Annotated in this window: 22 protein-coding genes; 8 read left to right on the forward strand and 14 right to left on the reverse strand. The window is 41.6% G+C overall.

Features of this window, described 5'->3' with window-relative positions; all coding sequences use genetic code 11:
- Positions 1 to 13 precede the first annotated feature (13 nt).
- The gene (locus tag JNO66_RS08720) at positions 14 to 766 is read left to right on the forward strand and encodes a Cof-type HAD-IIB family hydrolase (protein WP_203087870.1); all 753 of its coding nucleotides are present in this window, start codon (positions 14 to 16) and stop codon (positions 764 to 766) included.
- A gap of 15 nt (positions 767 to 781) precedes the next feature.
- Positions 782 to 1,279, forward strand: a complete 498-nt coding sequence (locus JNO66_RS08725; protein WP_273753229.1) for a GNAT family N-acetyltransferase — start codon at positions 782 to 784, stop codon at positions 1,277 to 1,279.
- Positions 1,280 to 1,359: 80 nt separating this feature from the next.
- Here the strand turns inward: JNO66_RS08725 and JNO66_RS08730 are convergent, their stop codons facing one another.
- The 4 genes from JNO66_RS08730 to JNO66_RS08745 are packed head-to-tail and all read right to left on the reverse strand — an operon-like array spanning position 1,360 to position 4,820.
- The gene (locus JNO66_RS08730) at positions 1,360 to 2,262 is read right to left on the reverse strand and encodes a metal ABC transporter permease (RefSeq protein ID WP_203087871.1); all 903 of its coding nucleotides are present in this window, start codon (positions 2,260 to 2,262) and stop codon (positions 1,360 to 1,362) included.
- Entirely contained in the window at positions 2,259 to 3,155 is an 897-nt protein-coding gene (locus tag JNO66_RS08735; RefSeq protein ID WP_203087872.1) for a metal ABC transporter permease, read from the reverse strand. The genes JNO66_RS08730 and JNO66_RS08735 overlap by 4 nt, the downstream gene beginning before the upstream one ends.
- A complete protein-coding gene (locus tag JNO66_RS08740; protein ID WP_203087873.1) occupies positions 3,133 to 3,891 on the reverse strand; it encodes a metal ABC transporter ATP-binding protein in 759 nt (252 codons plus the stop codon). The genes JNO66_RS08735 and JNO66_RS08740 overlap by 23 nt, the downstream gene beginning before the upstream one ends.
- A gap of 2 nt (positions 3,892 to 3,893) precedes the next feature.
- Positions 3,894 to 4,820 (reverse strand): metal ABC transporter solute-binding protein, Zn/Mn family, encoded by a 927-nt coding sequence (locus tag JNO66_RS08745; RefSeq protein ID WP_246483216.1) that lies wholly within the window; start codon positions 4,818 to 4,820, stop codon positions 3,894 to 3,896.
- Positions 4,821 to 5,117: 297 nt separating this feature from the next.
- Here JNO66_RS08745 and JNO66_RS08750 point away from each other — a divergent pair, with 297 nt between their 5' ends.
- On the forward strand, positions 5,118 to 6,788 hold the full coding sequence (locus JNO66_RS08750; protein ID WP_203087875.1) for a M20/M25/M40 family metallo-hydrolase: 1,671 nt from the start codon (positions 5,118 to 5,120) through the stop codon (positions 6,786 to 6,788).
- Here JNO66_RS08750 and JNO66_RS08755 read toward each other — a convergent pair.
- The gene (locus tag JNO66_RS08755) at positions 6,780 to 7,334 is read right to left on the reverse strand and encodes a YpiB family protein (protein WP_203087876.1); all 555 of its coding nucleotides are present in this window, start codon (positions 7,332 to 7,334) and stop codon (positions 6,780 to 6,782) included. The two genes, JNO66_RS08750 and JNO66_RS08755, sit on opposite strands and share 9 nt — an antisense overlap.
- A gap of 351 nt (positions 7,335 to 7,685) precedes the next feature.
- Here JNO66_RS08755 and JNO66_RS08760 point away from each other — a divergent pair, with 351 nt between their 5' ends.
- Positions 7,686 to 9,344 carry a putative bifunctional diguanylate cyclase/phosphodiesterase gene (locus JNO66_RS08760; RefSeq protein ID WP_203087877.1) on the forward strand — a complete coding sequence of 553 codons (1,659 nt, stop codon included), beginning with the start codon at positions 7,686 to 7,688 and terminating at the stop codon, positions 9,342 to 9,344.
- Between the two features lie 66 nt (positions 9,345 to 9,410).
- On the opposite strand, the gene JNO66_RS08765 is transcribed toward JNO66_RS08760, so the two are convergent.
- Both JNO66_RS08765 and JNO66_RS08770 read right to left on the reverse strand, forming a co-directional pair.
- Positions 9,411 to 9,755: a YflT domain-containing protein gene (locus tag JNO66_RS08765; protein ID WP_203087878.1), complete on the reverse strand. Its 345-nt coding sequence runs from the start codon at positions 9,753 to 9,755 to the stop codon at positions 9,411 to 9,413.
- 184 nt (positions 9,756 to 9,939) lie between these two features.
- Positions 9,940 to 10,239 (reverse strand): DUF3817 domain-containing protein, encoded by a 300-nt coding sequence (locus JNO66_RS08770; protein WP_203087879.1) that lies wholly within the window; start codon positions 10,237 to 10,239, stop codon positions 9,940 to 9,942.
- Between the two features lie 166 nt (positions 10,240 to 10,405).
- Here JNO66_RS08770 and aldA point away from each other — a divergent pair, with 166 nt between their 5' ends.
- From aldA to JNO66_RS08785, 3 genes are all read left to right on the forward strand, one after another.
- On the forward strand, positions 10,406 to 11,848 hold the full coding sequence (aldA, locus tag JNO66_RS08775; RefSeq protein WP_203087880.1) for an aldehyde dehydrogenase: 1,443 nt from the start codon (positions 10,406 to 10,408) through the stop codon (positions 11,846 to 11,848).
- Positions 11,849 to 11,992: 144 nt separating this feature from the next.
- Entirely contained in the window at positions 11,993 to 12,466 is a 474-nt protein-coding gene (locus JNO66_RS08780) for a GNAT family N-acetyltransferase (protein WP_273753231.1), read from the forward strand.
- A 48-nt stretch (positions 12,467 to 12,514) separates the two neighbouring features.
- Positions 12,515 to 13,723, forward strand: coding sequence for a class I SAM-dependent rRNA methyltransferase (locus JNO66_RS08785; protein ID WP_203087881.1), 1,209 nt, complete (start codon positions 12,515 to 12,517; stop codon positions 13,721 to 13,723).
- Positions 13,724 to 14,687: 964 nt separating this feature from the next.
- Here JNO66_RS08785 and JNO66_RS08790 read toward each other — a convergent pair.
- The 6 genes from JNO66_RS08790 to JNO66_RS08815 all read right to left on the reverse strand — a co-directional run bounded on the left by JNO66_RS08790 (position 14,688) and on the right by JNO66_RS08815 (position 22,268).
- Positions 14,688 to 16,241, reverse strand: coding sequence for a flotillin family protein (locus tag JNO66_RS08790; RefSeq protein ID WP_203088408.1), 1,554 nt, complete (start codon positions 16,239 to 16,241; stop codon positions 14,688 to 14,690).
- Positions 16,242 to 16,274: 33 nt separating this feature from the next.
- Positions 16,275 to 16,802 (reverse strand): hypothetical protein, encoded by a 528-nt coding sequence (locus tag JNO66_RS08795; protein ID WP_210340821.1) that lies wholly within the window; start codon positions 16,800 to 16,802, stop codon positions 16,275 to 16,277.
- Between the two features lie 206 nt (positions 16,803 to 17,008).
- A complete protein-coding gene (locus tag JNO66_RS08800; RefSeq protein ID WP_203087882.1) occupies positions 17,009 to 19,399 on the reverse strand; it encodes a glycoside hydrolase family 31 protein in 2,391 nt (796 codons plus the stop codon).
- 25 nt (positions 19,400 to 19,424) lie between these two features.
- A complete protein-coding gene (locus tag JNO66_RS08805) occupies positions 19,425 to 20,723 on the reverse strand; it encodes a TRAP transporter large permease (RefSeq protein ID WP_203087883.1) in 1,299 nt (432 codons plus the stop codon).
- Positions 20,724 to 20,751: 28 nt separating this feature from the next.
- Positions 20,752 to 21,258, reverse strand: a complete 507-nt coding sequence (locus tag JNO66_RS08810; protein ID WP_203088410.1) for a TRAP transporter small permease — start codon at positions 21,256 to 21,258, stop codon at positions 20,752 to 20,754.
- Between the two features lie 2 nt (positions 21,259 to 21,260).
- The gene (locus JNO66_RS08815) at positions 21,261 to 22,268 is read right to left on the reverse strand and encodes a TRAP transporter substrate-binding protein (protein WP_203087884.1); all 1,008 of its coding nucleotides are present in this window, start codon (positions 22,266 to 22,268) and stop codon (positions 21,261 to 21,263) included.
- A 144-nt stretch (positions 22,269 to 22,412) separates the two neighbouring features.
- On the opposite strand from JNO66_RS08815, the gene JNO66_RS08820 reads away from it, so the two are divergent.
- Positions 22,413 to 23,390 (forward strand): LacI family DNA-binding transcriptional regulator, encoded by a 978-nt coding sequence (locus JNO66_RS08820; protein WP_203087885.1) that lies wholly within the window; start codon positions 22,413 to 22,415, stop codon positions 23,388 to 23,390.
- Between the two features lie 5 nt (positions 23,391 to 23,395).
- Here the strand turns inward: JNO66_RS08820 and JNO66_RS08825 are convergent, their stop codons facing one another.
- Entirely contained in the window at positions 23,396 to 23,590 is a 195-nt protein-coding gene (locus JNO66_RS08825) for a YwbE family protein (protein ID WP_203087886.1), read from the reverse strand.
- Positions 23,591 to 23,596 lie beyond the last annotated feature (6 nt).

A 23,596-nucleotide genomic window follows, 5' to 3' on the forward strand; every position in this document is an offset into this window, starting at 1 on the left:
ATAGGAGATTACCATGACTACACAGACAGAGAAAAAAGAAATTAAACTAGTTGCATTAGATATTGACGGAACATTGCTTAACTCAGCTCACACTTTATCAGAAGAGAATATCGCAGCCATTAAAGAAGCACAGGATAAAGGCGTATATGTTGTTCTAAGTACAGGACGTTCATTAATGACAACGAGTGAACACGCAGAAACATTAAAGCTTACATCGTACCTTGTTACTGTAAACGGGAGCGAGATTTGGGATCGTGACTTAAACCTCGTTGAAAGAAATAAGCTGGATAGCCAGTTTGTTCAGAAAATGTGGGACCTTCGTAACGAACATGGTACACATGCTTGGGCTACATCAGTGGACAAAGTATGGAGAAACGAAATGCCTGAGGATATTCATCAGTCAGAATGGTTGAAGTTTGGCTTTGATGTGATGGATGATGAAACTAGGCTCACGATCTTAAAAGAACTTCAGTCGCACCCAGAGCTAGAGATCAGTAACTCAAGCCCTACTAACCTTGAAATCAACGCAGCTGGGGTGAACAAAGCCCAAGGACTAAAGAAAGTGTGTGAGTTTCTTGGACTAACGATGGATCAAGTCATGGCTGTTGGTGACAGCTTAAATGATTTAGCTATGATTAAAGAGGCAGGTCTAGGTGTGGCAATGGGCAACGCTCAACTGCTTGTAAAAGATACAGCTGATTGGGTAACAACGACAAATGATGAAGCTGGAGTGGCTCATGCGATCAGAACGTGGGTACTCTCATAAGGCAGGTGATCCGACGTGGAGAACGCTGTGATTGCAGACATTACACCTGAGGATGCAGTGGAGGTCATTCACTGGAAGTACGAGGTACCCTACGACTTTTATAATATTCGAGCGCAGGCTGAAGCAATGCAGGAATTTCTGATGAACCCTTATTATACCGTTCGGTGCGAGGGGAAGCTTGTTGGCATCTTTTGTATTGGTACCTCTGCCCAAGTGCCCGAAGGTCGAGCAACGGGTATGTACGTGGAACGATTTATTGATATTGGTCTTGGAATGGCACCTAAGCAAACAGGACAGGGAAGGGGACGTGAATTTTTTCAAAGGATCGTCACCTTCTTAAAAGAAACGTATCCCAATACTGGGGTACGACTGTCTGTCGCGACGTTTAATCAACGGGCCATCAAGCTGTACGAATCGATTGGGTTTCACCGTGTCGCGTCCTTTCCAGCAGCGGATGCAGACTTCATTATTATGACGCATCCTACGCTTCTTGCTGTGGATGAAACGAATTAGAAAGAGCGTGGGACATAACTAATAATCGATACAAAAATGGCGAATGATTCTACGATCGAATCACTCGCCATTCGTGTTTTTTAATTTGTACTTTTGCTTAACGTAGTCTTTTGCACATTTTGTGGTCGGATCCACTTAGAGATAACCCCGTGTGTTGGAGAGAAGATAAAGCTAATCACAAACACAATTCCTGTTGAAAAGGCCATTGAACCTGATACGGAGGTATCCAACCACACAGCAATGTAATAACCAGCGATTGAAGAAACCACACCGAATAATGCACTTAGTAAGAGCATTACTGACAAGCGCTCTGTCCACAAGTAGGCAGAAGCTGCCGGTGTAATCAACATCGCAACAACGAGAATGGCTCCAACTGCATCAAAGGAGGCAACCGTTGTTAAAGACACAAGTGTCATGAATAAGTAATGAAGTCCAACCACGGGCAGACCAAGACTTGCAGCAAGTGCAGGGTCAAAAGCAGTGAGCTTCCATTCTTTATAAAAGGCTAAAATAAGCCCGAGCACAAGAAGGAACACGCAGAATAACGTCAAGGTTGCGACAGGCACTTCAAACCCGATGAAAGGTAGAGTAACTGTATTCCATGGGATAAATGCAATCTCTCCCATTAACGTGTGTTTAATATCAAGGTGAGTATTCCCGATACTTGTTGAAACCAAGATGACCCCGATAGCAAACAAACTCGTGAAGACCACTCCAATTGATGCATCATACTGTACGCCCTTTGATTGAAACCACTGAACAAGGTAAGTGGTTAATAGTCCAGCTAGAGCGGCACCGATCAGCATATGGACACCTTCTAAGCTATGTGTAACCATAAAGGCAAGTACGATGCCAAGGAGTACCGTATGACTAATCGCATCTGCCATCATCGCCATCCGTCTTAAAACTAAGAATACCCCGATCATTCCACACGACATTCCAACTAAAGAAGCGGTAATAAGTATCCAAGCTACATATGTCATGCTTTGCCTCCCTTAGGCTCGGTCTCACGCCGCAGAGAACGATGTTCGAGCCATTCGATCAACAGTCCTTTTTCTTTTCCGATCACAAGGGATACAAGGAAGAGGCATGAGGCTGCTAGCACAATAAAAGGTCCGGTGGGCCATCCGGCTCCTTGGGCACTAATAAATGTACCAAGAGCACCAGATACGCCACCAAAAGCAGCCGATAAGCCCATCATCGTTTTAAAAGAATGGGTCCAATATCTTGCACTCACAGCCGGAATAATAAGGAGTGCTGCCATCAGGATGACACCTACAGCTTGAATCCCGATTACAATCGTAACAACAAGTACCGCAAGATAGACAGCATTTAATCCTTTTAGCGAATAACCTAGACCTTTCGCAAAATCAGGATCAAACAAAAAGAGCTTCCACTCTTTGAAGGCAACGATGATAATGAGAATGACCAGACCGGCAAGACCAGCCATCATGTAGACGTCTGATTGAACCATAGTGGCCGCCTGACCAAAGATAAAACTGTCCAGACCGCTTTGGTTTCCACCGCCGGAACGATTTGCGATAGTTAAGAGCATAATCCCTCCACCAAAAAAGACAGAGAGAATCATCCCCATTGCTGTATCTTCCTTAATACGGGTTGAGGTTTTAATAGCTTGAATGAAAAAGGCACCAAGTAACGCGCTTATGCCCGCGCCAAGTATTAAAAAAGGAAGGTTCTTCTCATTCATAATCATAAAGGCAATCACAACACCTGGAAGGGCAGCATGAGAAAGTGCATCACTCATTAAGCTTTGCTTTCTCCAATAAGCCAATGTACCAAACATTCCAGCAGCAATTCCAAGTAGTGTCGTGCTGAGTAGAACCCACTGAAAATTACTGGAGAGAAGGATGGCCATTACTTATTCCCTCCTTCATCCAACGCACTGCACCACCATAAGCATTCGCAATGGTTTCTGCGTTAAACACCTGCTGTGTTGGACCGTGAGCAATGACTGATTTGTTTAGCAATAGAACCTGATCAAAATAATCCTGGACGGTCTGAAGGTCGTGGTGGACAACGAGAACCGTTTTACCATTGTTTTTAAGTTCCTTCAGGATCGTCATGATTGCTTTTTCTGTTGATGCATCAACCCCAGCAAACGGTTCATCCATAAAGTAAAGATCTGCTTCTTGAATAAGCGCACGAGCAAGAAAAACTCTTTGCTGCTGTCCGCCTGAAAGCTGGCTAATCTGTCTCTCGGCAAAAGCCCCCATCCCAACCTTTTCTAATGCTTCAAACGCTTTTTCTTTGTGACGACGCATTGGCCATTTAAACCAGCCAATCTTTTGATATAACCCCATCATGACGACATCTAGCGCATTTGTAGGGAAGTCCCAATCAACAGATCCTCTTTGGGGAACATAACCTACACGTGTTTTCTCTGCTTTTAACGAATGTCCAAAAAACGTAACATTCCCACCTAAAGAGGGGTGTAGCTGTAGTAATGTTTTAATTAAGGTTGATTTCCCCGCACCATTCGGGCCAACAATTCCTGTTAATGTTCCTTGCTCCACAGCAAATGTTACCTGGTCCAACACCTTATTTTTTCGATATGCGGCGCTTACGTTATCTACTTCTAATACATGCGACATGCTTATGTCCCTCCTGAAAGAGCATCGTATATAGTATCTACATTATAGCGATACATCCCTATATATGTGCCTGACTCTGTTCCTTCTTCTCCCATCGCGTCGGAATAAAGCTCTCCTCCAAGCGATATATCGTGTCCTGTTCGTTTAACTCCTTCAATAACCGATTGAATGGCGGCTTTATTTACGCTTGATTCAACAAATACGGATGGAATGTCTTGATCAACAATTGTTTGAACGGTTGATTGAACATCCGAAATCCCAATCTCTGATTCCGTACTTAATCCTTGTAGCGCAACAACCTCAAGATCGTTCATTCTTGCAAAATATTGAAAGGCATCATGTGCGGTAACCAGCACACGTTTTTCTTTATCAATGGAGCCAAGTTTATTCTTGGAATACGTCTTTAATTCCTCAAGCTCTAAAAGGTATTCTTGTTTGTTTTCTTCAAAATACTCGGCATCATCAGGAGAAAGTTCTTTTAACTTTTCAACTGCAGCGATAATACCATCTTCCCAGATATCAATATCAAACCAGATATGTGGATCAGGTGAGCCTTTTGAAGCCGGATCTTCGAGTAAGTCATTGGGATCTGCGGCACTTCCAAAAGCAAGAGTCGGAACCGAGGTGTGTTCGAAGACCTCGCTCATATTTGCTTCAAGATGAACACCATTATAAAAAAGGATATCTGCTTGCTCTAATGTACTAATATCTCCTTGTGAAGCCTCGTATAGGTGAGGGTCAACCCCTGTTCCCATTAGACTCTCAACATGAATGCGGTCGCCTCCAATTATACGCAGAGGGTCGGCAATTTGTGCAGTTGTCGTGACAACAGAAAGGGTGTCATTGTCTCTAAACTCGTTAGACTGACAGCCTGTTAAGACCAGTGTGAAAAAAATAATAAAGTAGATCCACTTTCCTCTATGTTGCATCATACATCTCCTTTTGGCGTAAAACCTTGTTTCGTTAAAAAAAGTATGACAAGCGACTAAAAGTTGCGTTAAGTAAACTTTAATAGTCAACGGCAAATTTGTCAATAAAGAGTGTTTGAGACAGAAGATAACCTCACATGAAATGTAAAAGAATTGCGAAAATGGATCGTCACTTTAAAACAATCTTGATATGATGGGACAAACAGGAATATTTTAATGAAACCGACTAGGTGACATTTGCATACGTTTAGTTATAACAACCTGCTTCACATATGGGGAGACTTAGGGGGAGTTCGCTTGGACCACAAGACCATTAAATACTACGCACATGCAGAACGAATCAAGCAATTAACGATTGAACTCGTAAATCAGCCAAGTATTTCAGGAACCTCTGGAGAACGTGAGATGGCTGATGTAATTGTGAAGATCCTTAAACGCTTGGACTACTACAAAGAGCATCCAGATCATATTGTGACGGTGCCTATTCCGGGTGACTCAGAAAACCGGGAAGCAGTGATTGCCTTAATGGAAGGGAATCCGAATTCACAACATGCAACCCTTTTATTAAGTCACTTTGATGTTGTTGGTGTAGATGATTTTGGTCAGTACAAATCGTTTGCTTTTTTACCAGACCAGCTGGAAGATGCGATCAAGGATGAACAAGAAGGATATTTAAATGTCGATGCAAAGGATGATCTTCAATCAGGAGATTACTTGTTTGGTCGTGGGACAATGGATATGAAGGCCGGGCTTGCCATGCAGATGTCTGTTCTTCAGGATTTAAGTGAGGCGAAAGGGATCAGTCAAAACCTTGTATTAGTGGCGGTTCCAGATGAAGAGAAGCTATCAAAAGGCATGTTTGCGGCAGTAAGTGAACTCTATCAAATGAAACAAAAGGGATGGACGTTTGATGCGTGTATTTGCAGTGAACCTAACTTCTCAGCTTTTCCAAATGATTATCAGAAATATGTGTACACAGGTTCAACAGGTAAACTGCTTCCTTTTATTTATTGCCTAGGCAGAGAAACACATGTAGGTCAACCACTCGAAGGAATTAATGCATCCGTGATGGCGGCTCAGCTGGCAGTAGAGATGGAGTGGTCAGAGAAGTTTGCTGATCAGGCAATTGGTGAGACATCACCATCACCGACCTGTCTTAGAATTCGTGATTTAAAGGACAGTTATGATGTACAGACACCTAACGAAGCGTACTTACTCTATAATGTCCTGACATTGTCCACTCAGCCTGAAGAAGTCATGGAGAAAATGATTCAAGCCTGTAAGCATTCGAGCGTACAGATCTATGAACGTCTTTTACGTCTGCGTTCAACACAAACGTATGTTACATCTGAACTTGAAAGTGGTATACCAGAACCAAAAGTGTTCACATTAGAAGATATGTACCAAATGGGAATGAATAAATATGGGGAGGAATTTGAACAGATATATCAAACGATTTTACAGGAGCAGAAGGACACGGAAGATTATTCGGAAGCAACTCTTGCCATTGCACGAGATCTTTCAAACTACTTTCTTGACCGAGCGCCATTTTATTTAGTTATGCTTCAACCGCCTTATTATCCACATGTAAGCTTAGACTCTGCAAAAGATGCGAAGCTCTCAGAAATGGTTGGACGGTTGGCCATCTATGCAAAAGATGAGTTAAAAGAGACAATTGCGATCAAAACGTTTTTCCCAGGTCTATCTGATGTAAGCTATTGTAGAAGCAGTGGAGACACTCAAGCATATCAGTCGCTGGTGCGTCATATGCCACTATATAAAAATGGATATGATCTTCCCCTGAAACAAATTGAAGAACTTGATATACCGACACTGAATATTGGTCCATTTGGTAAAGATGCACATAAACGCTCAGAACGTTTGCAGCTTCCTTACTCAACGAAAGTAGCCCCACTACTCCTCACTTACGCTTTAGAAGCTATTGATCGGATGAACCAATCAGTTTGATGATTGGTCCATCTCTTTTAATAGGAGACTCAACTCTTTAAATTTTGCCTCATTTCGTTCATCCAATGCCTGATCAATCTGCATAAGCAGGGTCGTTCGATCTGTATCCTTTTGAACCTTCTCTAATACACTTTGTGTGACCTGCTCGTACCCTTTGAATCGTTTGTAGTTCTGAAATTGTTCCTTAATAGGAGTTTGAATAAGCTGTTGATAGGACGTATGAATATGACTTCCATAAAAGTGGATCATTAGATTGCGCTTAACTGTAGGATGTGCCATAAACTCTCCAAGTACTCTTGATGGATCCTCGCTTTTTTTAGCTTGATCATAATAGACAAAGCCAGGCTCATCGGATTGCATACTTGAAATCACAATAGTTTTTCCACTTGCAGGCAGGGTGGAAATAAAGGTGATGTGTTCAAGGACATGTAAATGATTGACTAAATAATCGAGTAAGGTTCTGGCTTCTCTGCTTTTTAATCGGTGGTTCTTAAGGAACCACTGCAAGAATGCAGCTTTCTCCGAGGTGGAAACCCATCTATTCATATGATCACCTACCAATTTTCAAGATTGCGAGTACGTTTCTCTTAATCATACCTCAAATGAGTCGATTATGTTTCTATTTACCTTATTAGGGGAATACGAAACTCTACAAGAAGAAGGTAGGTGGGAGCATGTCAAGAATCATAAGACTTGCACTAAGATGGGGACCTGTTCTTTATCCAGTGGTGCGTAAAATTCTTAAAGACCGTAAGAAAAAACAAAGAGAATTTCATGAAACTCAAAAAAGGAAATAATTCAATTCAATGGAACGAAGGACTTGAAAGATTGACGCAATTTTACGATATATAAGTAGGGACTTCTGTGGGCGCAGAAGAAAGGAGTCAGTAATCGACCTTGACTATACAAGCTAATATTCAATTAGAAAAACTAGTCGATGCACTACGTAATGCATATGATTCCGTGTATATACTGAAGTATGTAGATGGTCGGTTTCAATATGAATATATTAGTGTCAGCGAGAATGAATCTACTTATTTAACAGAAGAATCAATTGGGAAGTACGTGGAGGATGTGATTCCAAGTTATCGCACACAGAGGATTACTTCGTTACTAATGAGGGCTATGGACGAGCAAAAGGCTATTCAATATACTGAGCGTCTTCATGCTGCCGATTTTGAACGAATGATGTGTGTTCCTCTACCACTTCAAGATGGAGAGAGTACGTATATACTTGTCTATTCAAAACGATTAGAAAGTATAAGAGAAGAAACGTTTGAAGCAAGATCAGGTTTACCTAGTTTCGATTATTTCAGAGAATCCGTCCAACAGAAGCTAAAAGGCTTAGATGACAACAAATCGTTAGCACTCATTTATATAAACATAGATCAGTTTAGTACCATTATTGATCGAATTGGACACGCACGTATTGAACAAATGGTAATTGATATCGCGGCTCGTCTAAAATCGATCCTGCAAGAAAATGCTATTATGACTCGCGTAACAGGTGACGAGTTAATTATACTCGTAGACCAAGAGACATCTTTTCATTGTGCCACTGAATTACAAATAGGATTGGCCACACCGTTCAAAATGAATAAACTAGAGATTTATGTAACAGCGAGTATGGGTATTGCTACAGCTACGAAGTCAACGGATACTGTGGATCAACTCATTATGCAGGCCTATCGTGCGATGTTTGAAGCGAAACAGTTAGGCGGCAATAAGATCAGGCATTATGACGAATGTTCTAAAAGAACAGGTACTGAGCTTGACCGGAATATGCTTGAACGTGAGCTGAAGAAAGCAATTGAGAATCAGGAGTTTACATTATATTATCAACCAATTATTCAATTATCGCCTCAGGTTATTCATTATGAGGCGCTGATTCGCTGGGTAAGTCCTAAGCTTGGATTCATCTCACCTGACCAATTTATACTGGTAGCTGAGGAATGTGGATTAATTGAAATGATTGATGAGTGGGTTGTAGATCGAGTCTGTCAACAGATACGCTCTATTCATCGTGATGAAATTCGGGTATCTGTTAATCTTTCTACGAAAACTCTTGAATCCAACAGACTTGAGGCATTACTCTTACATACAACAAAAAGACATAATGTAGATCCTCGTCACATTGCTCTTGAAATTACAGAGCATTCCATACTGAAAAATGAAGTAGCTACAATTGATAAATTAAAACGACTACGTGAGGCGGGTTTTCAAATAGCGATCGATGACTTTGGTGTAAGTCATGCTTCGCTCAATTACTTACGCCTCCTACCGGCAAACAAAATAAAGATTGATAAAGTCTTTATTCAGAACGTAACGACAGGTTCAAAAGACTATCATATTGTGACTTCTATCATTGCTCTTGCCCAGAAGTTAGGGATGACGGTTACAGCAGAAGGCGTTGAAACTGAGGAACAGGTCGATCTCCTTCAAAAGATGAATTGCGATGAAATTCAAGGATATTACTTCAGCAAACCGGTACCAATCGAATCCCTTGCAGGGGTAACCGCTTCAATACGTAAAGAGATGGAAAGCTTTGTGAATTAAAGTAACAAGCCTCTGAGGTTTATCCTCAGAGGCTTGTTTGTTCTATGGATTTCACGGGGGGAAATCTTAGATTGTTACAGTTGCTGGAGCATCTTTGATCGCAAGAATAATTTGTCCTTGATCAAGCTTGTCTTCAAGTAACTCTGCTTCTTCATGGCTGAAACCTAGCTCCTCAAACTTCGCACGAAGCTCATCGCCTTTTTTACGGAAAACGTTTTTGATAGACGTGCCGAGTCCAGTCTCACTTACACCAACCGTATTGGCGTCCGCGTTGTCAGCAACACGATTTGTACGGTCATCATCATGAGTAATTACATAGATGTTGTCCTCATGAACACCTTGCGTTTTAAGAGAATTCACTGCACTTACTACTTCTTCATCATTCTTAAATTCTTTATAAACTGGTTTCATAATGTATCGCCTCCTGTACTTTATGTGTACCCGGTGGACCACCATTAAAACACTCAAATTGTGGTTTAATGATGTAAAAATGACAAAAGCTATTGAAGTAGTACAAAGTGAAATAGAAGAAAATAAACCCAAAAGGCAGATCAATCAATCATCTACCTTCGGGGTTCTAGTTTAGCTTCTCGAATTATGCGGTTGTTTCTTGTTGCTTTAAAACCTTGGCATCAAAAATAAATGGTCCAAATGGAACTATGGATGCGATAAATGCAAGTAGGGCTGTGAACAGCGACCATCTAACACGAACCATCATATAGAAAATAGCTGCAATATATAGAACAAACAAAGCACCATGTGCAGAGCCTACAATGGTTACGGCCATGTCCATACCTAAACCGTATTTAAGGGGCATAGCTAAACCAAGTAGTAGTAAAAAAGACATTCCTTCTAAATAACCGATCACTTTAAATTGTTTAATGGGGTCCTTCATGCGAAAAGTCCTCCTTCATAAAATGGCTATATCTTCTATTGTACTACTTCACTGGACAAGAATACGTCGTGGCTCATGAATTTTTTGTGAAGGAAGGATAAAAAGGTTTGTCCACTGAGTCAAAGGGTACACTCACTCTACAATCTATTATCAAGGAGTGTTTTGGATGGATACCCATCAACTATATATTAATGGATCATACATGAAATCAGCGTCAGATGAGATTATTGAAGTGGTGAATCCATCTACAGAAGAGGTCATTTCAAAGATTGCAAATGCAACAGAAGAAGAAACCAATCAAGCTATCGAAGCAGCGTATGAGGCGCAAAAATCATGGGCCAAGAAAACGCAGGTAGAGCGAGGCAAGCTTGTACGTGATCTTGGACAGCGCCTTGAAGCAAATAAACAGCACTTTGTTGAGCTGTTAATTGAAGAACAAGGAAAAGATTACGAACTCGCTAATGGGGAAGTGCAAACGGCGATTGATTACTTTTACTACATGTCTGAATGGGCCAGACGCATAGAGGGTGAAATCGTTCCTAGTGATCGGCCGAATGAGCAAATTTATATGCAACGAAAGCCAATTGGAGTAGTCGGAGGAATTGTTCCTTGGAATTTCCCAGTGTTCATTCTTGCCAGGAAGGTAGCAACTGCCTTAATTACGGGTTGTACAATTGTTCTAAAACCAAGTCAACAAACACCGAATACAGCCGTTGCATTCACGAAGCTTGTGGATGAATCAGAGCTGCCGGCAGGTGTGTATAACCTAGTAACAGGAAAAGGCTCATCTGTTGGTAATGTGCTAGCAAGTCATCCTAAGGTTGCCATGGTTACAATGACTGGAAGCGTTGGAGCAGGGACAAAAGTGATGGAGGCAGCTGCCCAGAACATGACTAAAGTGAATCTTGAATTGGGCGGAAAGGCACCAGCTATTGTCACAAAGCATGCAGATATTGATTTAGCTGTAGAAAGCATTACGGAATCACGTCTGACGAATAACGGACAGGCATGTACCAATGCAGAGCGTGTGTATGTTCATGAGGATGTATCAGAAGAATTTATTGAAAAGCTGAAAAAAGCATTCAACGAAAAAACGTATGGTAATCCACTTGAGAACAAACAGGCGGACATTGGTCCATTAATTAGTAAAGACCACCTTGAAGGTGTACATGAGATGGTTCAACGTGCACTTGAATCGGGAGCTGAACTTCTCACTGGGGGACAGCCTGCCGAAACGGATAAAGGATTCTTTTACGAGCCAACGTTACTGATCAATGTTCAACAGGATTCAGAGATCATTCAAGAAGAAATCTTCGGACCGGTTCTTCCCATTATGACCTATCAATCCTTTGACCAAGCCATTGAATGGGCGAACGATTCCAAGTATGGATTATCCTCTTCTATCTATACGGAAAATGTCCATGAAGCGATGCGTGCGGCTGATGAGCTATTATATGGCGAAACCTTTGTAAATCGTGAAAACTTTGAAGCGATTCAAGGGTATCATGCAGGATTACGACAATCAGGACTTGGCGGCACGGATGGAAAACACGGTATTGGTGACTTCCTGGTTACCCACACGGTATACATGCAATTCAAACAAGACTAAACAGAACAAAAGTGCCTGTGAACACACGAATCACAGGCACTTTTTTTAATGGAAATGAAATATGTTAATCCTTGTTTTTTTAAAGGGATATTCTGCATAATAAAAGAATGTAGATGATGAGCCGAAGTAGAGGAGGATATTCCTGTGGATGTACAAATTGTACCGGTTAAGCAAGAAGAGGCTCCTATCCTGCATAATCTTATGCAATATTATATTTACGAATTTAGCGAATACTTACATGATATAAAGCTTGAAGAGGATGGTCGATTTGAACCGTTTAAATTAGACGGCTATTGGACGGAGCCGCATCTTCGCGCATTATTTATTAAAGTCGACGATGAGCTGGCTGGTTTTGTTCTGCTCGAAGCCACGTCTGATTCATCGCCAAATTCAGTAAATGAATTCTTTGTATTGAAACCATACAAAAGAAAAGGTGTAGGTAAGAAAGCAGCCTTTGAAGTATTTAAACGTTGGCATGGAAACTGGGTTGTCGCTCAATTAAAAGAAAACAAACCCGCTCAAGCATTTTGGAATCGCGTAATTGATGAATATACGAATGGAGAATATGAGCAGTTAGAAGACCACGAGAAGCGCACGATTCAGTCGTTTACGTTGTAGTCTGCTGTATCATGCTATAATTGATTTTAAACGTTGGAGAAGGATAGGATGAGTACCTTGGATAGATTAAACGTAACACTTCAAGCAGACAGCCGATTAGCTGCATTATATAAAAAAGGATTTCCGTTGATTGAACAAGAGTTGGTGGATCAAGCCGAAGAGCCTTTGCAAGAAGGAGACCTTGTAACGATAGAGGACGAACGTGGTGAGTTTGTCGCAAAAGGGTATTATGGTCAGCAAAATAAAGGGCGAGGCTGGGTCTTAAGCACAAAGAAGCAAGAAGAGATCAATGCGTCTCTTTTTATGCAACGAATCCAAAAAGCAGTAGCTATGCGCGGACAGCTTTTTGCAGATGAGAAAACAAATGCCTTTCGTCTTTTTAACGGAGAAGGAGACGGCATTGGTGGGATCACGATTGATTTTTACGCGGAATTTGGTGTGATTACATATTACAGCGAAGGTATTTACTCCATGAAGGAATGGGTGATGGAAGCTGTAGAGCGTACCTATCCTTTTATCGGAATCTATGAGAAGAAGCGATTTGCGAATAAGGGAACGTATGTAGAAGATGATGATTTTGTCAGTGGAGAAGAAGCGCCAGAACCATTAGCGATTTTAGAAAATGGGATCAGTTATGCGGTCTACTTAAATGATGGGCCAATGACAGGGATTTTCTTAGATCAACGTGAGGTGCGTAAGCGAATCCACGAGCATTATGCCAAGGGAAAAACTGTGCTTAACACATTTTCTTATACAGGTGCATTCTCGGTTGCTGCAGCAACGGGAGGGGCAAGTGAGACAACAAGCGTTGATCTGGCCTCTAGAAGTAAAGAGCGTACTATTGAGCAATTCCAGATGAACGAGATAGACCCAGATCAGCAGCGGATACATGTAATGGACGTGTTTGATTATTTCAAGTACGCACAAAAGAAGAGCCTTGCGTTTGATTTAGTCGTGCTAGATCCACCTAGCTTTGCTAGATCGAAAAAGCAAACGTTCAGCGTAGCGAAGGACTATCCAGCATTGCTGAGTCAAGCGATTGCCATTACCGAGGAAAACGGAGTCATTGTCGCCTCAACGAATAACAGTGTACTAGGTATGCGCAAGTTTAAAACGTTTGTAGAGCAGGCATTTAAAAGTCAAAAGGTTGACTACACCATTCTCGAAGAATTTACAGTACCAGTGGATTATCCGTATCTAAATCAGTATAAGGAAAGTAACTATTTGAAGGTGTTGTTTATACAGCGGGAAGATTGATAACACGAGAAAAGCGGACACTTTGGATGTTCGCCTTTTTCGTGTGTAGTGGGAAGGTATGTGGTGGAAGGACGCCGCTCCCGGAATGGCAGATGCAATTTCTTTATATGTGATTTAATGAAAAATTGATGAGGTAAGGCGGTACATCCTGATGTTCGCCTTTTTGGTGTGTAGTCAAAGTATATGGTAATGGAAGGATACCGCTACTGTGATGGCCGACACGCTTTCCTAGGGGGGCATTGAACTAAAACTGGCTAACGCCAGTGTTATTTCAATTTCGCCTTTTCACCCCACAGGAGTCGGTCGGCCATTCCGTCCGCTGGGGTTGTGGGAATGATCTAATTACGTCTTGAAATTTAATTTAGAACTGCATAAAAAGAGCGGATATCGTGAAAAGTCGCTTTTTTGTGTGTAGTGGAAAGACGCCGCTCCCGGAATGACAGGCACGCTTTCCTAGGGAGGGCGGTGAACTAACCTTGGCTACGCCAAAGGTCATTTCACCCCTGCCTTTTCACCCCACAGGAGTCGGTCGGCCATTCCGTCCGCTGTATTTGTGGAAAATAATCTAATTTGATCATGAAATTTAACTCTTAAAAATATGGTTACAAACCAGCTTTAAAGCATCTAGATACTTATCAATAAATTTATAAGAACAGGGGCATCGCATACTGAAACGTCTCTGTCTTTTTGTCTGGTTGGAATAAAAACATATAAAAATTACCTTAAAGTCCATTACTACATGTCAGCGAAACAATAGATCAAAAAGTTAGATGAGCAAATCCAAGCGGACGGGATGGCTGACCGACTCCTAAGGGGAAAAAAGGGCAGGGTTGAAATACACCGGCGAAGGCCGGTTTAGTTCAACGCCCCCCAGGAAAGCGTGTCAGCCATCACGGTAGCGGTGTCCTACCACAAAACATAAAAAAAGAGCGAGCACATAAAGTGACCGCTCTTTTTGGAATCATTATTTCTCTTCAGTTACATCTTCGCTCGTTTCCACTTGTGTTTCTTCGCTTGGTTTTGAGCGTTTGACTTCGTTTGTTAGTTCTTCAATAGAAGAGCGAACGTTTCCTTTACCTGAGAAGTTCTCAATTAGCTCTTTCATATCAATGCCAGAAGAAGCTTTTAGAGAATGTTGCAGTGTGCTCATCAAGTCTGTAGCGTATCCAGTGACTTTGTTGGCACCACTGTTCTCGCCGTTGCCACCTGTATCAACAACCGTGATTTGATCAATGTTAGAAAGTGGAGCTGCCACTTGTTTCGCATAATCAGGAAGCATGTTTACGATCATATCAAGCATAGCAGCCTGACCGTATCCTTCAAAGGCCTCTGCAATTTTCTCTTTCGCTTCGGCTTCTGCAAGACCTTTCAGACGAATTACTTCTGCTTCCCCTTGTGCACGATCCGCTTCCGCACGTGCTAAACCATCTACACGAACTTTTTCAGCGTCGGCTTTTGCCATCGCTTCAACCCGGTACTTATCTGCATCTGCTTCAGCTAATTGCTTACTTTTCGCAGCCGCTGCAGCTTGCTCAACCGCATAACGATCGGCATCGGCTTTTTTCTTCACTTCTGAATCGTATTGACGTTCACGTCTTTGAATCTCTTTCTCTTCTAGTTCAATTTGCTTTTGACGCTCGATGATTTGAACTTGCATTTGCTGCTCGGTTACTTCTTGCTTCGAGCGAGCTTCTTGTAGGTGGTACGATTGGTCAGCAAGGGCTTTCGCTTTTTCTTGCTCCGTACGGTATTCAGCCACTTTTAGCTGGTTATCTTTTTCGGCTTCGGCAATTTCTGTTGCACGCTCAAGCTCAGAACGCTGTGCTAGTTTATTTGCTTCCGCTTGCTTAATACGTGTTTCCATTTGTGCATCAGCCGTCGCAATATCTGCGTCACGTTTTACTTGTGCAATTCTTGGTTTCCCTAATGATTCTAAGTATCCGTTTGTATCTCTAAGATCTTTAATTGTAAATGAAACGATGATTAGACCCATCTTCGCTAAATCCTGTGAAGCAACCTTTTGTACTTCTTGAGAGAAACGCTCTCTGTTTTTGTAGATTTCTTCAACAGTCATCGAACCTAAGATGGAGCGTAAGTGACCTTCTAAAACTTCTTTTGCTTCGTTTTCACGATCCTCACGTGTTTTACCTAGGAATTGCTCAGCAGCTGTCGCGATTTCACTAATGGAACCACCAATTTTAATAATCGCTGTACCATCAGCAATAACGGGTACACCTTGCTCTGTGTATACTTCGGGTGTTTGTACGTCTAGTTTACTAGAAAGTAGACTAAGAGGTTTGGCTTGTTGAAAAACAGGCATTACAAACGTACCACCACCGCGAACGATTTTAATACGGTTTCCTGATCCGTCTATGTTTACGTTTTTTCCACCTAAGTAACTACCTGTAACGATTAACGCTTCATCAGGACCGGCTGTACGGTACTTTGTCACAAATACCCCGATTAAAGCAAGAACAATAGCAGCAGCTGCTGCAATAACAATAATGGTCGGACTAATAAAAGTATCCAATAAAATTCCTCCTAAGGTAAATTAAAATAATAGCTCTTTCTCTTTGACTGATACGTACGCAACGCCTTCTTTAATGTCAATCACAAAGATGTCTGTGCCGGAAGCAATCTCCACGTCGTCAAAGGATTTAGCCGTTTTAGAGACATTTCCTCCTGAATCATAGAGAATCACTTCTCCAAATCCATCTTGAGGAATGGAGACAATCACATGCCCTGGTCGGCCGATCAAGTCATCTTCTGTGTAAGCATTTGACTCTTCTGCGTTAGATAATGGAATTAAGACAAAAATGTTAAGTAGTAAGACAAGAACCAATGAGACAAGGGCTGACAAAATCAAGATGACGACACTATTAATCGAAGTCAACGTTTCAAGAAGATACCCACCGGCACTTACAAACGTGACAAACGAAAGAAGTAAAGTAGGGTTAAACCAACCGTCTGGGATAAATTCGAACAAGCCATCTAAGATGTCGCTTACTAAGATGTAAACGAGTGTTAAGACACCACCTGCGATTAACCCGTATAAGTAAATTTGTTCAATGTTCTCCATGCTAATCCCCCCTTACGATGTCCCAGTAAAATGAAAGAGATATAATTCCATCCCTTTCCATAGTATCACTCCTTCCTTTATATAGAAATGTCTAATGTGTAGGTCTTATGTCTGAATATACGGAGTAGCCAGAGAAAGGTTGCACAAATTAAAAAAATGATGAGAAAAAAGTCCGAGGATGATCCCCGGACTTAACTGATAACAGCTTAAATTGATACTTGTTCGTTGTTTTTAATTAATTGACCATTTACGTAAAGCTTGCGCGCATCACCTGTTTTTACTCTGAAGCGTGCTTTTTTATAGGGTAGGTTGTAGCCCATTTCGGAAACGTCAGTCGTTATTAAAATAGACTCGTCTGTTGTTTCCATCGTCACTGTCACTGTTGCGTGAGATTCTTTAACATGACGTGAAATCCCATCATCCTCGTACAGAGTATAACTCACTTGCGCATTTTCTTTAGATGGATATAAGAGGAAGGCACGTTCATCGTTATCCTTTTCCTTAAATGTCCGCGGTGCCTCGTTAATCGGAATGATGGCTCCGGCTTTAACAAGTAAAGGCGTTTCGTCAAGAGGTGCAGGTAGTGTTACGTACGAGCCACCTTCTACATGTGTTCCGCGATAAAAGTCAAACCATCCACCTGCATGGATTGGTGCGTAAACCTTTCTTTCTGTCATATCTGGCTCGACAACAGATGCAACAAGTAAGGAAGGTCCTACTAAGAAGTCATCGTTTTCTTCCCAACTCTTTTGGTCATCCTCAAAGTCTAGGAAAGTTGGTTTCATGATAGGCTCATGCTGAGTATGAGATTGATAAAAAGCGGTATACCAATAAGGTGTCAGCATGGATCGTAACTGAATCAGCTTTCTGATCGCAGGTGTAGCTTCTTTATACATCCAAGGTTCATTAACAGTTTCGTCTTCATTCCACGAATGAATCGTAAAACGAGGGTGGAATACGCCGTTCTGAACCCAGCGTACAAATAGCTCTTCATCGGGTTTTGGACCAGCGAAGCCACCTACGTCATGACCGATATTATGAATGCCTGATAAGGTTAAACCAAGTCCTGTCTTAATGTTATAGCGAATTGTTTTCCATTCTGTCCGGTTATCTCCAGTCCATGTCTGAACATACCGTTGCATGCCTGGTGCGCCTGAACGGGAGATAAGGAAAGGGCGCTGATTTTGATTGTGTTCTTCCTGTGCTTCAAACGAAGCCTTCATCATTAAAAGCGGGAACACGGCACGGATCGTTTGAAAGTCTTGTCGGTCACCAAATCCATGTACGCTCGCACCATGATTCCAGATCTCGTATTCATTATTATCATTCCATGTTGACTCAATGCCATAGGCAAGTAATTGTTCCTTCACTTGATCCTTCCACCAGTTAAATGCATCAGGATTCGTGAAATCAAGATACGCTCCACCGCCATCCCAGAACTGAGCGAGTTCTGTTTCACCGTGCTCATTTTGAATGAAAAAGTTCTTGTTCTCTAGTTCTTTATATTTCGGATGGCTCTCAAGGAATGCGGGTTTAATATTCGCAGCAAGTCTTAGTCCTTTTGCTTTAAAATCGGCAGCAAGCTGTTTTGCATCTGGAAACTTTTCTTTATTCCAATGAAACACATAGCGCTTGTCATCAATGGACGTATAACCTGATGAAAGCTGAAAAGAGTCACATAGAATGTCATGTTCCTCGCAGTGTTTAATGAACTGTTGCAACTGCTCTTGTGCATTCGGTGCATCTGTATAACTCATCGTTGAACCAGAATACCCAAGACTCCATTTAGGTGGCATCGCGGTTGTACCTGTCATCCACGTGTAGGTTTGAACAACGTCACGTACCGTTGGACCAGCGACCATATAATAATCCAGGTCACCACTTTCGGCTTCAAAGTAGCGGTATAAGGAGTGATAATTATCGAGTTCTCGACCCAAATCAAAATATCCTGGTGCCAGATTGTCGTAAAACAGCCCATACGAGAAGCCGCTTTTGGGATTACGCGTAATGTAAAACGGAATATGCTTGTACAAGGGATCGGAGAATTCGGCATCATATCCCATCGCATCTATGGTGATATTCCGGTACCGTCCATGGTGGCGGTTTAATGAACCCGTTCGCTCACCTAGTCCAAAGTATTGTTCTGTAATCTCTCTGCGCAAATAGTGTTTAATCGTTGAACCGAGTTCGCCGTTAAAGTTATACGCTTGAGTCTCTCGATCCTCCGCGAAAACAACCCAAACATTCGTATCTTTTCTTGACCATGTAATTCTAAAGCCTTCCTTTTCAATCGTGGCTTTTAACGTTTCAGTGCTTACTTCAAAGGTTGATTCCGTTTCATGATACGAATAGGTTGGGCATGAAAATCCAGTTGTTTCTTTTCGTGGTCGCCCGGTGAGTTCGACATCGGATTCACCAGGTGCAATACTCCATGTTGTAGGAAGCTGTAGTCCCTCTTGTTTTTCAAAAAGAACTCGAAATAGATCTTGCTCTAGCACATAGATATGTGCAAACAATTGGGATTCTTCATTGTAGAATGTTACATGAGCCTCATTTTTCTCTTTTAGGGCGAACTGATAAGCGTGCTGAATATTCATATGAATTCTCTCCTTTGAGTAAGTGTTACATTAAACCGAAAAGCTCAGGTAACCATGTGCTGATAGAAGGGATCATAGTCACAATCATCAACACACAAATAACAGCAATATAAAAAGGGACGAGTGGTCGTACCACTTCTTCAATTTTTACTCGACCAACCGTACTCCCAACAAACAAAGCACTACCACTTGGTGGGGTAATGTTACCGATACATAAGTTAAAGATAAGAATGACACCAAAATGGACTGGATCCATTCCAAATTCGGTTACAACCGGTAAGAAAATCGGTGTGAAAATTAAAATAGCTGGTGTTACATCCATCACCGTTCCAATAAGTAAAAGAATCAGATTAATTAACAGCAAGATGAGAATTGGATTCTCAGTTAGCGTTAAGATGGAAGAACTTAATGCATCCGGTATTCCTGTGAAAGCCATGACAAGAGATAACATGGCAGAGGTACCGATTAAGAACATAATGACAACTGTAAGCTCTACAGCTTCTCTAAAGATGCCTGGTAGTTGTTTAATCGTAATCCCTTTATAGATAAAAGATAGAATAAGTGAATAAACAATGGAAATTGCAGAGGCCTCAGTCGCTGTAAAAATACCTGCAATAATTCCTCCGATAATAATGAAGATGAGAAACAGACTTGGAACCGCATCCCAAATGACTTTTAATGGAGAATCTACTTTTGTTGCAGCTGAAGCGATGTAACCTTTTTTCTTGGCGATAATAAAGGCGACCACCATAATAGCAAGTCCCCATAGAATTCCTGGTAGATACCCTGCTAAAAATAGTGCTGCAATCGATGTACCTCCGCTGACTAAAGAATAGATAATAAATAAACCGGTAGGGGGTATGATCAAACCAACAGGAGCTGACGCAATATTTACGGCAGCAGAGAATTTACGGTCATACCCTTCTTTTGCCTGAAGTGGATTCATTACCTTACCAATGGCTGCGGCCGAGGCAACAGATGAACCTGCAATCGAACCAAACAGCATATTACCAACAATGTTTGTTTGAGCTAATGACCCTGGTAGCTTACCGGTGAGTAGCTTAGCCACGTTAACCAAACGTAAGGCAATCCCACCCTGATTCATGATAATACCAGTAAGCAAAAAGAACGGAACTGCAAGTAACGTAAAACTATCAATGCCAGTCACTAGTTTCTGTGCGGATGTGAAAATAGCCACATCAAAAGGTGCAATCAAAAACATCGTGACAATGGATGCCCCTGCAATACTAATGGCAATGGGAACACCAATAAGAAGTAGTAGTATAAACACAACCACTAGACTTATGCCTGCTAGAAGAGCCATGTTGATCATCCTTATCTAATATGTATTGTTAATGAATGGACAAATCTTCTTCGATAGTCTCATTTGTTGCACCGTTTGAACCGGTGATGAGCTCTACTAATGTAAACCAAGTAATAAGTACTCCTGAGACTGGTAGAGATAGATACACATAGCCCATCGGAATGCCTAGGGAGACGGTTTGTTGTGTCACCGTTAATGAGACAATCTGGATCCCGCCATACACCATCACAATAAGAGAGAAGAGTACTAGAAAAATGAGAGCGCATTGTCGGATTCGTTTTTGAATACCTGTAGAGAAACGCTCTACAAACATATCAATTGCAATATGCTTCTTAATGTGAAAGGCATATGCGCCTCCAATCATCGTGACCCAAATAAGTGAATAGCGTAGGAATTCCTCTGAGAAGGTACTTGGAGAATTTAAAAGGTAGCGACTGACAACCTGCCAAACAGCAACGAGTACCATGACCCCAAACATGGTTGAGGATAGGAAGATGATGACTTTACCAAGAACTCTATTGATGGAATTAATCATGTTCAATCACTTCCTCCACTCATTTTTTGAATTCTGTCATAATAAGGAGTCAGATCCGGATTATTGCGAACCTGCTCATGCATTGGTTCAACTAGTTCACGAAATGCGTCTTTATTAACGTCCTCGTGAAATGTAACGCCTAATTCCTTTGCTGCTTCAATGGAATGATTAATCTCCTCGGCCCAAAGCTCTTTATGAAACTGTGAGGATTCAATGGCAGCTTCTCTTAGAATTTGTTGCTCTTCTTCTGTGAAACTATCCCAACGGTTTTTGCTAAAAATAAGAAGGTCAGGGACAATGGCATGCTCTGTATAAGAGTACTCCTTTGCGACTTCTCCGTGATTTGTAGAAATTAATGCGGTTTCATTATTTTCCGTTCCATCAATAACACCTTGTTGAAGAGCTGTGTATACTTCTCCAAACCCCATCGGAGTTGGTGCGCCACCCATTAACCTTGTCATTTGAATGGCTGTTTCACTTGGCTGAACACGTATTTTAAGACCAGCTAAATCCTCGGGCTCTTTAATTGGCTGATTCACGGTATACATGTTTCGGACCCCTGCATCATAGAAAGTTAACCCAAAGAACCCGTTCTCTGATGTAGAATCATAGATGTCAGTAGCAATTTCACTTTCCATCACTTCGTAGTAGTGGTCTTGATCTTCAAACAAATAAGGTACACTGAAAAGCGCATAAACGGGTGAAAAGCTTTCAAGAGCAGTCGCACTTACCTTTGTCACATCAACTGCACCGGTTTGTGTTAACTCAATGACTTCACGTTCTGATCCGAGCTGTTCGTTTGGATAGAATTCAAAAACCAACGAGCCATTACTCTTTTCCTCGGCAACCTCTGCAAAATGAGTTAATGATTGATGGATAGGGTGTGATTGGTTCATATTGTGAGCCAGGCGTAACACAGTTGTGTCTGTTGATTGCGCTACGGGGCTTGAACAAGCTGTTAATATAAAAAGTAGAGCGCTTACAACGAAAAGTGTAGTTCGGCTTTTCATGTTCCTTTCTCCTCCTAAGTTAAAATAACAACGTTGTTATTAGCTTAAGAGAAAGCGTTATCAAAATCAATGAAAACGTTGTTATTTTTTTGTGAATTTAATAGAATGAAGAGAGAACTTGTTGAAAAAGGGCGGAATAGACAGATGAAAATAACGATAAAAGATATAGCGAAAGCGACAAATGTAAGCTATTCAACAGTCTCAAAAGCTTTAAATGACAGCCCTTTAGTGAAACCAGACACGAAGCAGTTTATTCTTGAAAAGGCTAATGAATTAGGATACACACCCAATTATTCTGCTAAATATCTTGTAACCAAACGGACAAACACGATTGGTCTCGTTTGGCCGGAAATTAACCGCTTAGCATTATCAGAGCTTGCTAGTCAGGTAAACGTGCAAATGAAAAAACAACATAAACAAATGTTGCTATCAATTAATGACGCATTAGATTCAATTGACCTTTTCTCAAAAATGAGAGTAGACGGGATGTTATTGTTTGAGGAGGATCTTCCTCAAGATCAGCTTCCAAAAACACTCGATGTCCCGTTACTATCATATGGCGTGCCGAGTGTTAATCAATTTCCAACGATTGGAGTTAAACATGAATTGGCTATGGAGCTTGCTGTTCAGGAACTTGTACGCTGCCAAAATCAATCCATCGCCTATGTTGGTGTGATTGGAGGTTCAGGCCGGAGACAACAGGCGAAAGAAAAAGGGTTTGCACGAGCAATGGAAAAGAACTCAATGGAGCCGTTGTTTATTCAAACAAATGGGTTGGATGTAGGAGACGCGTTGAGGGAAGTGAGGAAGTATCTTAAAGAACAGCCGATACCCAATTCGATGATTTGCTCAAGTTATGATATTGCCATAGGAACCTATCGAGCGTTGCATCAATCTGGACTTAAGGTCCCAGAAGACGTATCTCTTATTTCCTATGACAACATTCCGCAATTCGAAGAAACAGACGTTCCAATCTCTGCAGTAGGTGTTCCGGTTGAACGACTGGCAAAAACCTTAGTAGACGAACTCGTTCACTTAATAGAGAAACCGGAGCATACGCATAGCGGGTGTGAACTAATCCCAGAGCTTGTTGTTAGACGATCGTCCCAAAACGTTCGCTAGCCCTGTTAACCTAGAATAGCCTGCACTCTTCCAACTTGTCCGTCCGCTAAGCGAACTTTAATGCCGTGCGGATGGGTGGGTGAGTTCGTTAAAATATCTTTTACGACACCTTCTGTTCGTTTGCCAGTGCGTTGATCTTGTTTCAGAACAATTTCAACACGCAGACCTGCTTGAATGTTTGCTCGTTTTTTTCCATCCATGTATGG

Origin of the sequence: Alkalicoccobacillus gibsonii (genome assembly GCF_016798245.1) — a bacterium.
Taxonomy (GTDB): domain Bacteria; phylum Bacillota; class Bacilli; order Bacillales; family Bacillaceae_D; genus Alkalicoccobacillus; species Alkalicoccobacillus gibsonii.

Coding starts and splice junctions, on each gene's coding strand:
- JNO66_RS08720 (WP_203087870.1), top strand. CDS start 14: ATGACTACACAGACAGAGAAAAAAGAAATTAAACTAGTTGCATTAGAT.
- JNO66_RS08730 (WP_203087871.1), bottom strand. CDS start 2,262: ATGACATATGTAGCTTGGATACTTATTACCGCTTCTTTAGTTGGAATG.
- JNO66_RS08735 (WP_203087872.1), bottom strand. CDS start 3,155: ATGGCCATCCTTCTCTCCAGTAATTTTCAGTGGGTTCTACTCAGCACG.
- JNO66_RS08740 (WP_203087873.1), bottom strand. CDS start 3,891: ATGTCGCATGTATTAGAAGTAGATAACGTAAGCGCCGCATATCGAAAA.
- JNO66_RS08745 (WP_246483216.1), bottom strand. CDS start 4,820: ATGCAACATAGAGGAAAGTGGATCTACTTTATTATTTTTTTCACACTG.
- JNO66_RS08755 (WP_203087876.1), bottom strand. CDS start 7,334: ATGAATAGATGGGTTTCCACCTCGGAGAAAGCTGCATTCTTGCAGTGG.
- JNO66_RS08765 (WP_203087878.1), bottom strand. CDS start 9,755: ATGAAACCAGTTTATAAAGAATTTAAGAATGATGAAGAAGTAGTAAGT.
- JNO66_RS08770 (WP_203087879.1), bottom strand. CDS start 10,239: ATGAAGGACCCCATTAAACAATTTAAAGTGATCGGTTATTTAGAAGGA.
- aldA (WP_203087880.1), top strand. CDS start 10,406: ATGGATACCCATCAACTATATATTAATGGATCATACATGAAATCAGCG.
- JNO66_RS08785 (WP_203087881.1), top strand. CDS start 12,515: ATGAGTACCTTGGATAGATTAAACGTAACACTTCAAGCAGACAGCCGA.
- JNO66_RS08795 (WP_210340821.1), bottom strand. CDS start 16,802: ATGGAGAACATTGAACAAATTTACTTATACGGGTTAATCGCAGGTGGT.
- JNO66_RS08800 (WP_203087882.1), bottom strand. CDS start 19,399: ATGAATATTCAGCACGCTTATCAGTTCGCCCTAAAAGAGAAAAATGAG.
- JNO66_RS08805 (WP_203087883.1), bottom strand. CDS start 20,723: ATGGCTCTTCTAGCAGGCATAAGTCTAGTGGTTGTGTTTATACTACTA.
- JNO66_RS08810 (WP_203088410.1), bottom strand. CDS start 21,258: ATGATTAATTCCATCAATAGAGTTCTTGGTAAAGTCATCATCTTCCTA.
- JNO66_RS08815 (WP_203087884.1), bottom strand. CDS start 22,268: ATGAAAAGCCGAACTACACTTTTCGTTGTAAGCGCTCTACTTTTTATA.
- JNO66_RS08820 (WP_203087885.1), top strand. CDS start 22,413: ATGAAAATAACGATAAAAGATATAGCGAAAGCGACAAATGTAAGCTAT.
- JNO66_RS08825 (WP_203087886.1), bottom strand. CDS start 23,590: ATGGATGGAAAAAAACGAGCAAACATTCAAGCAGGTCTGCGTGTTGAA.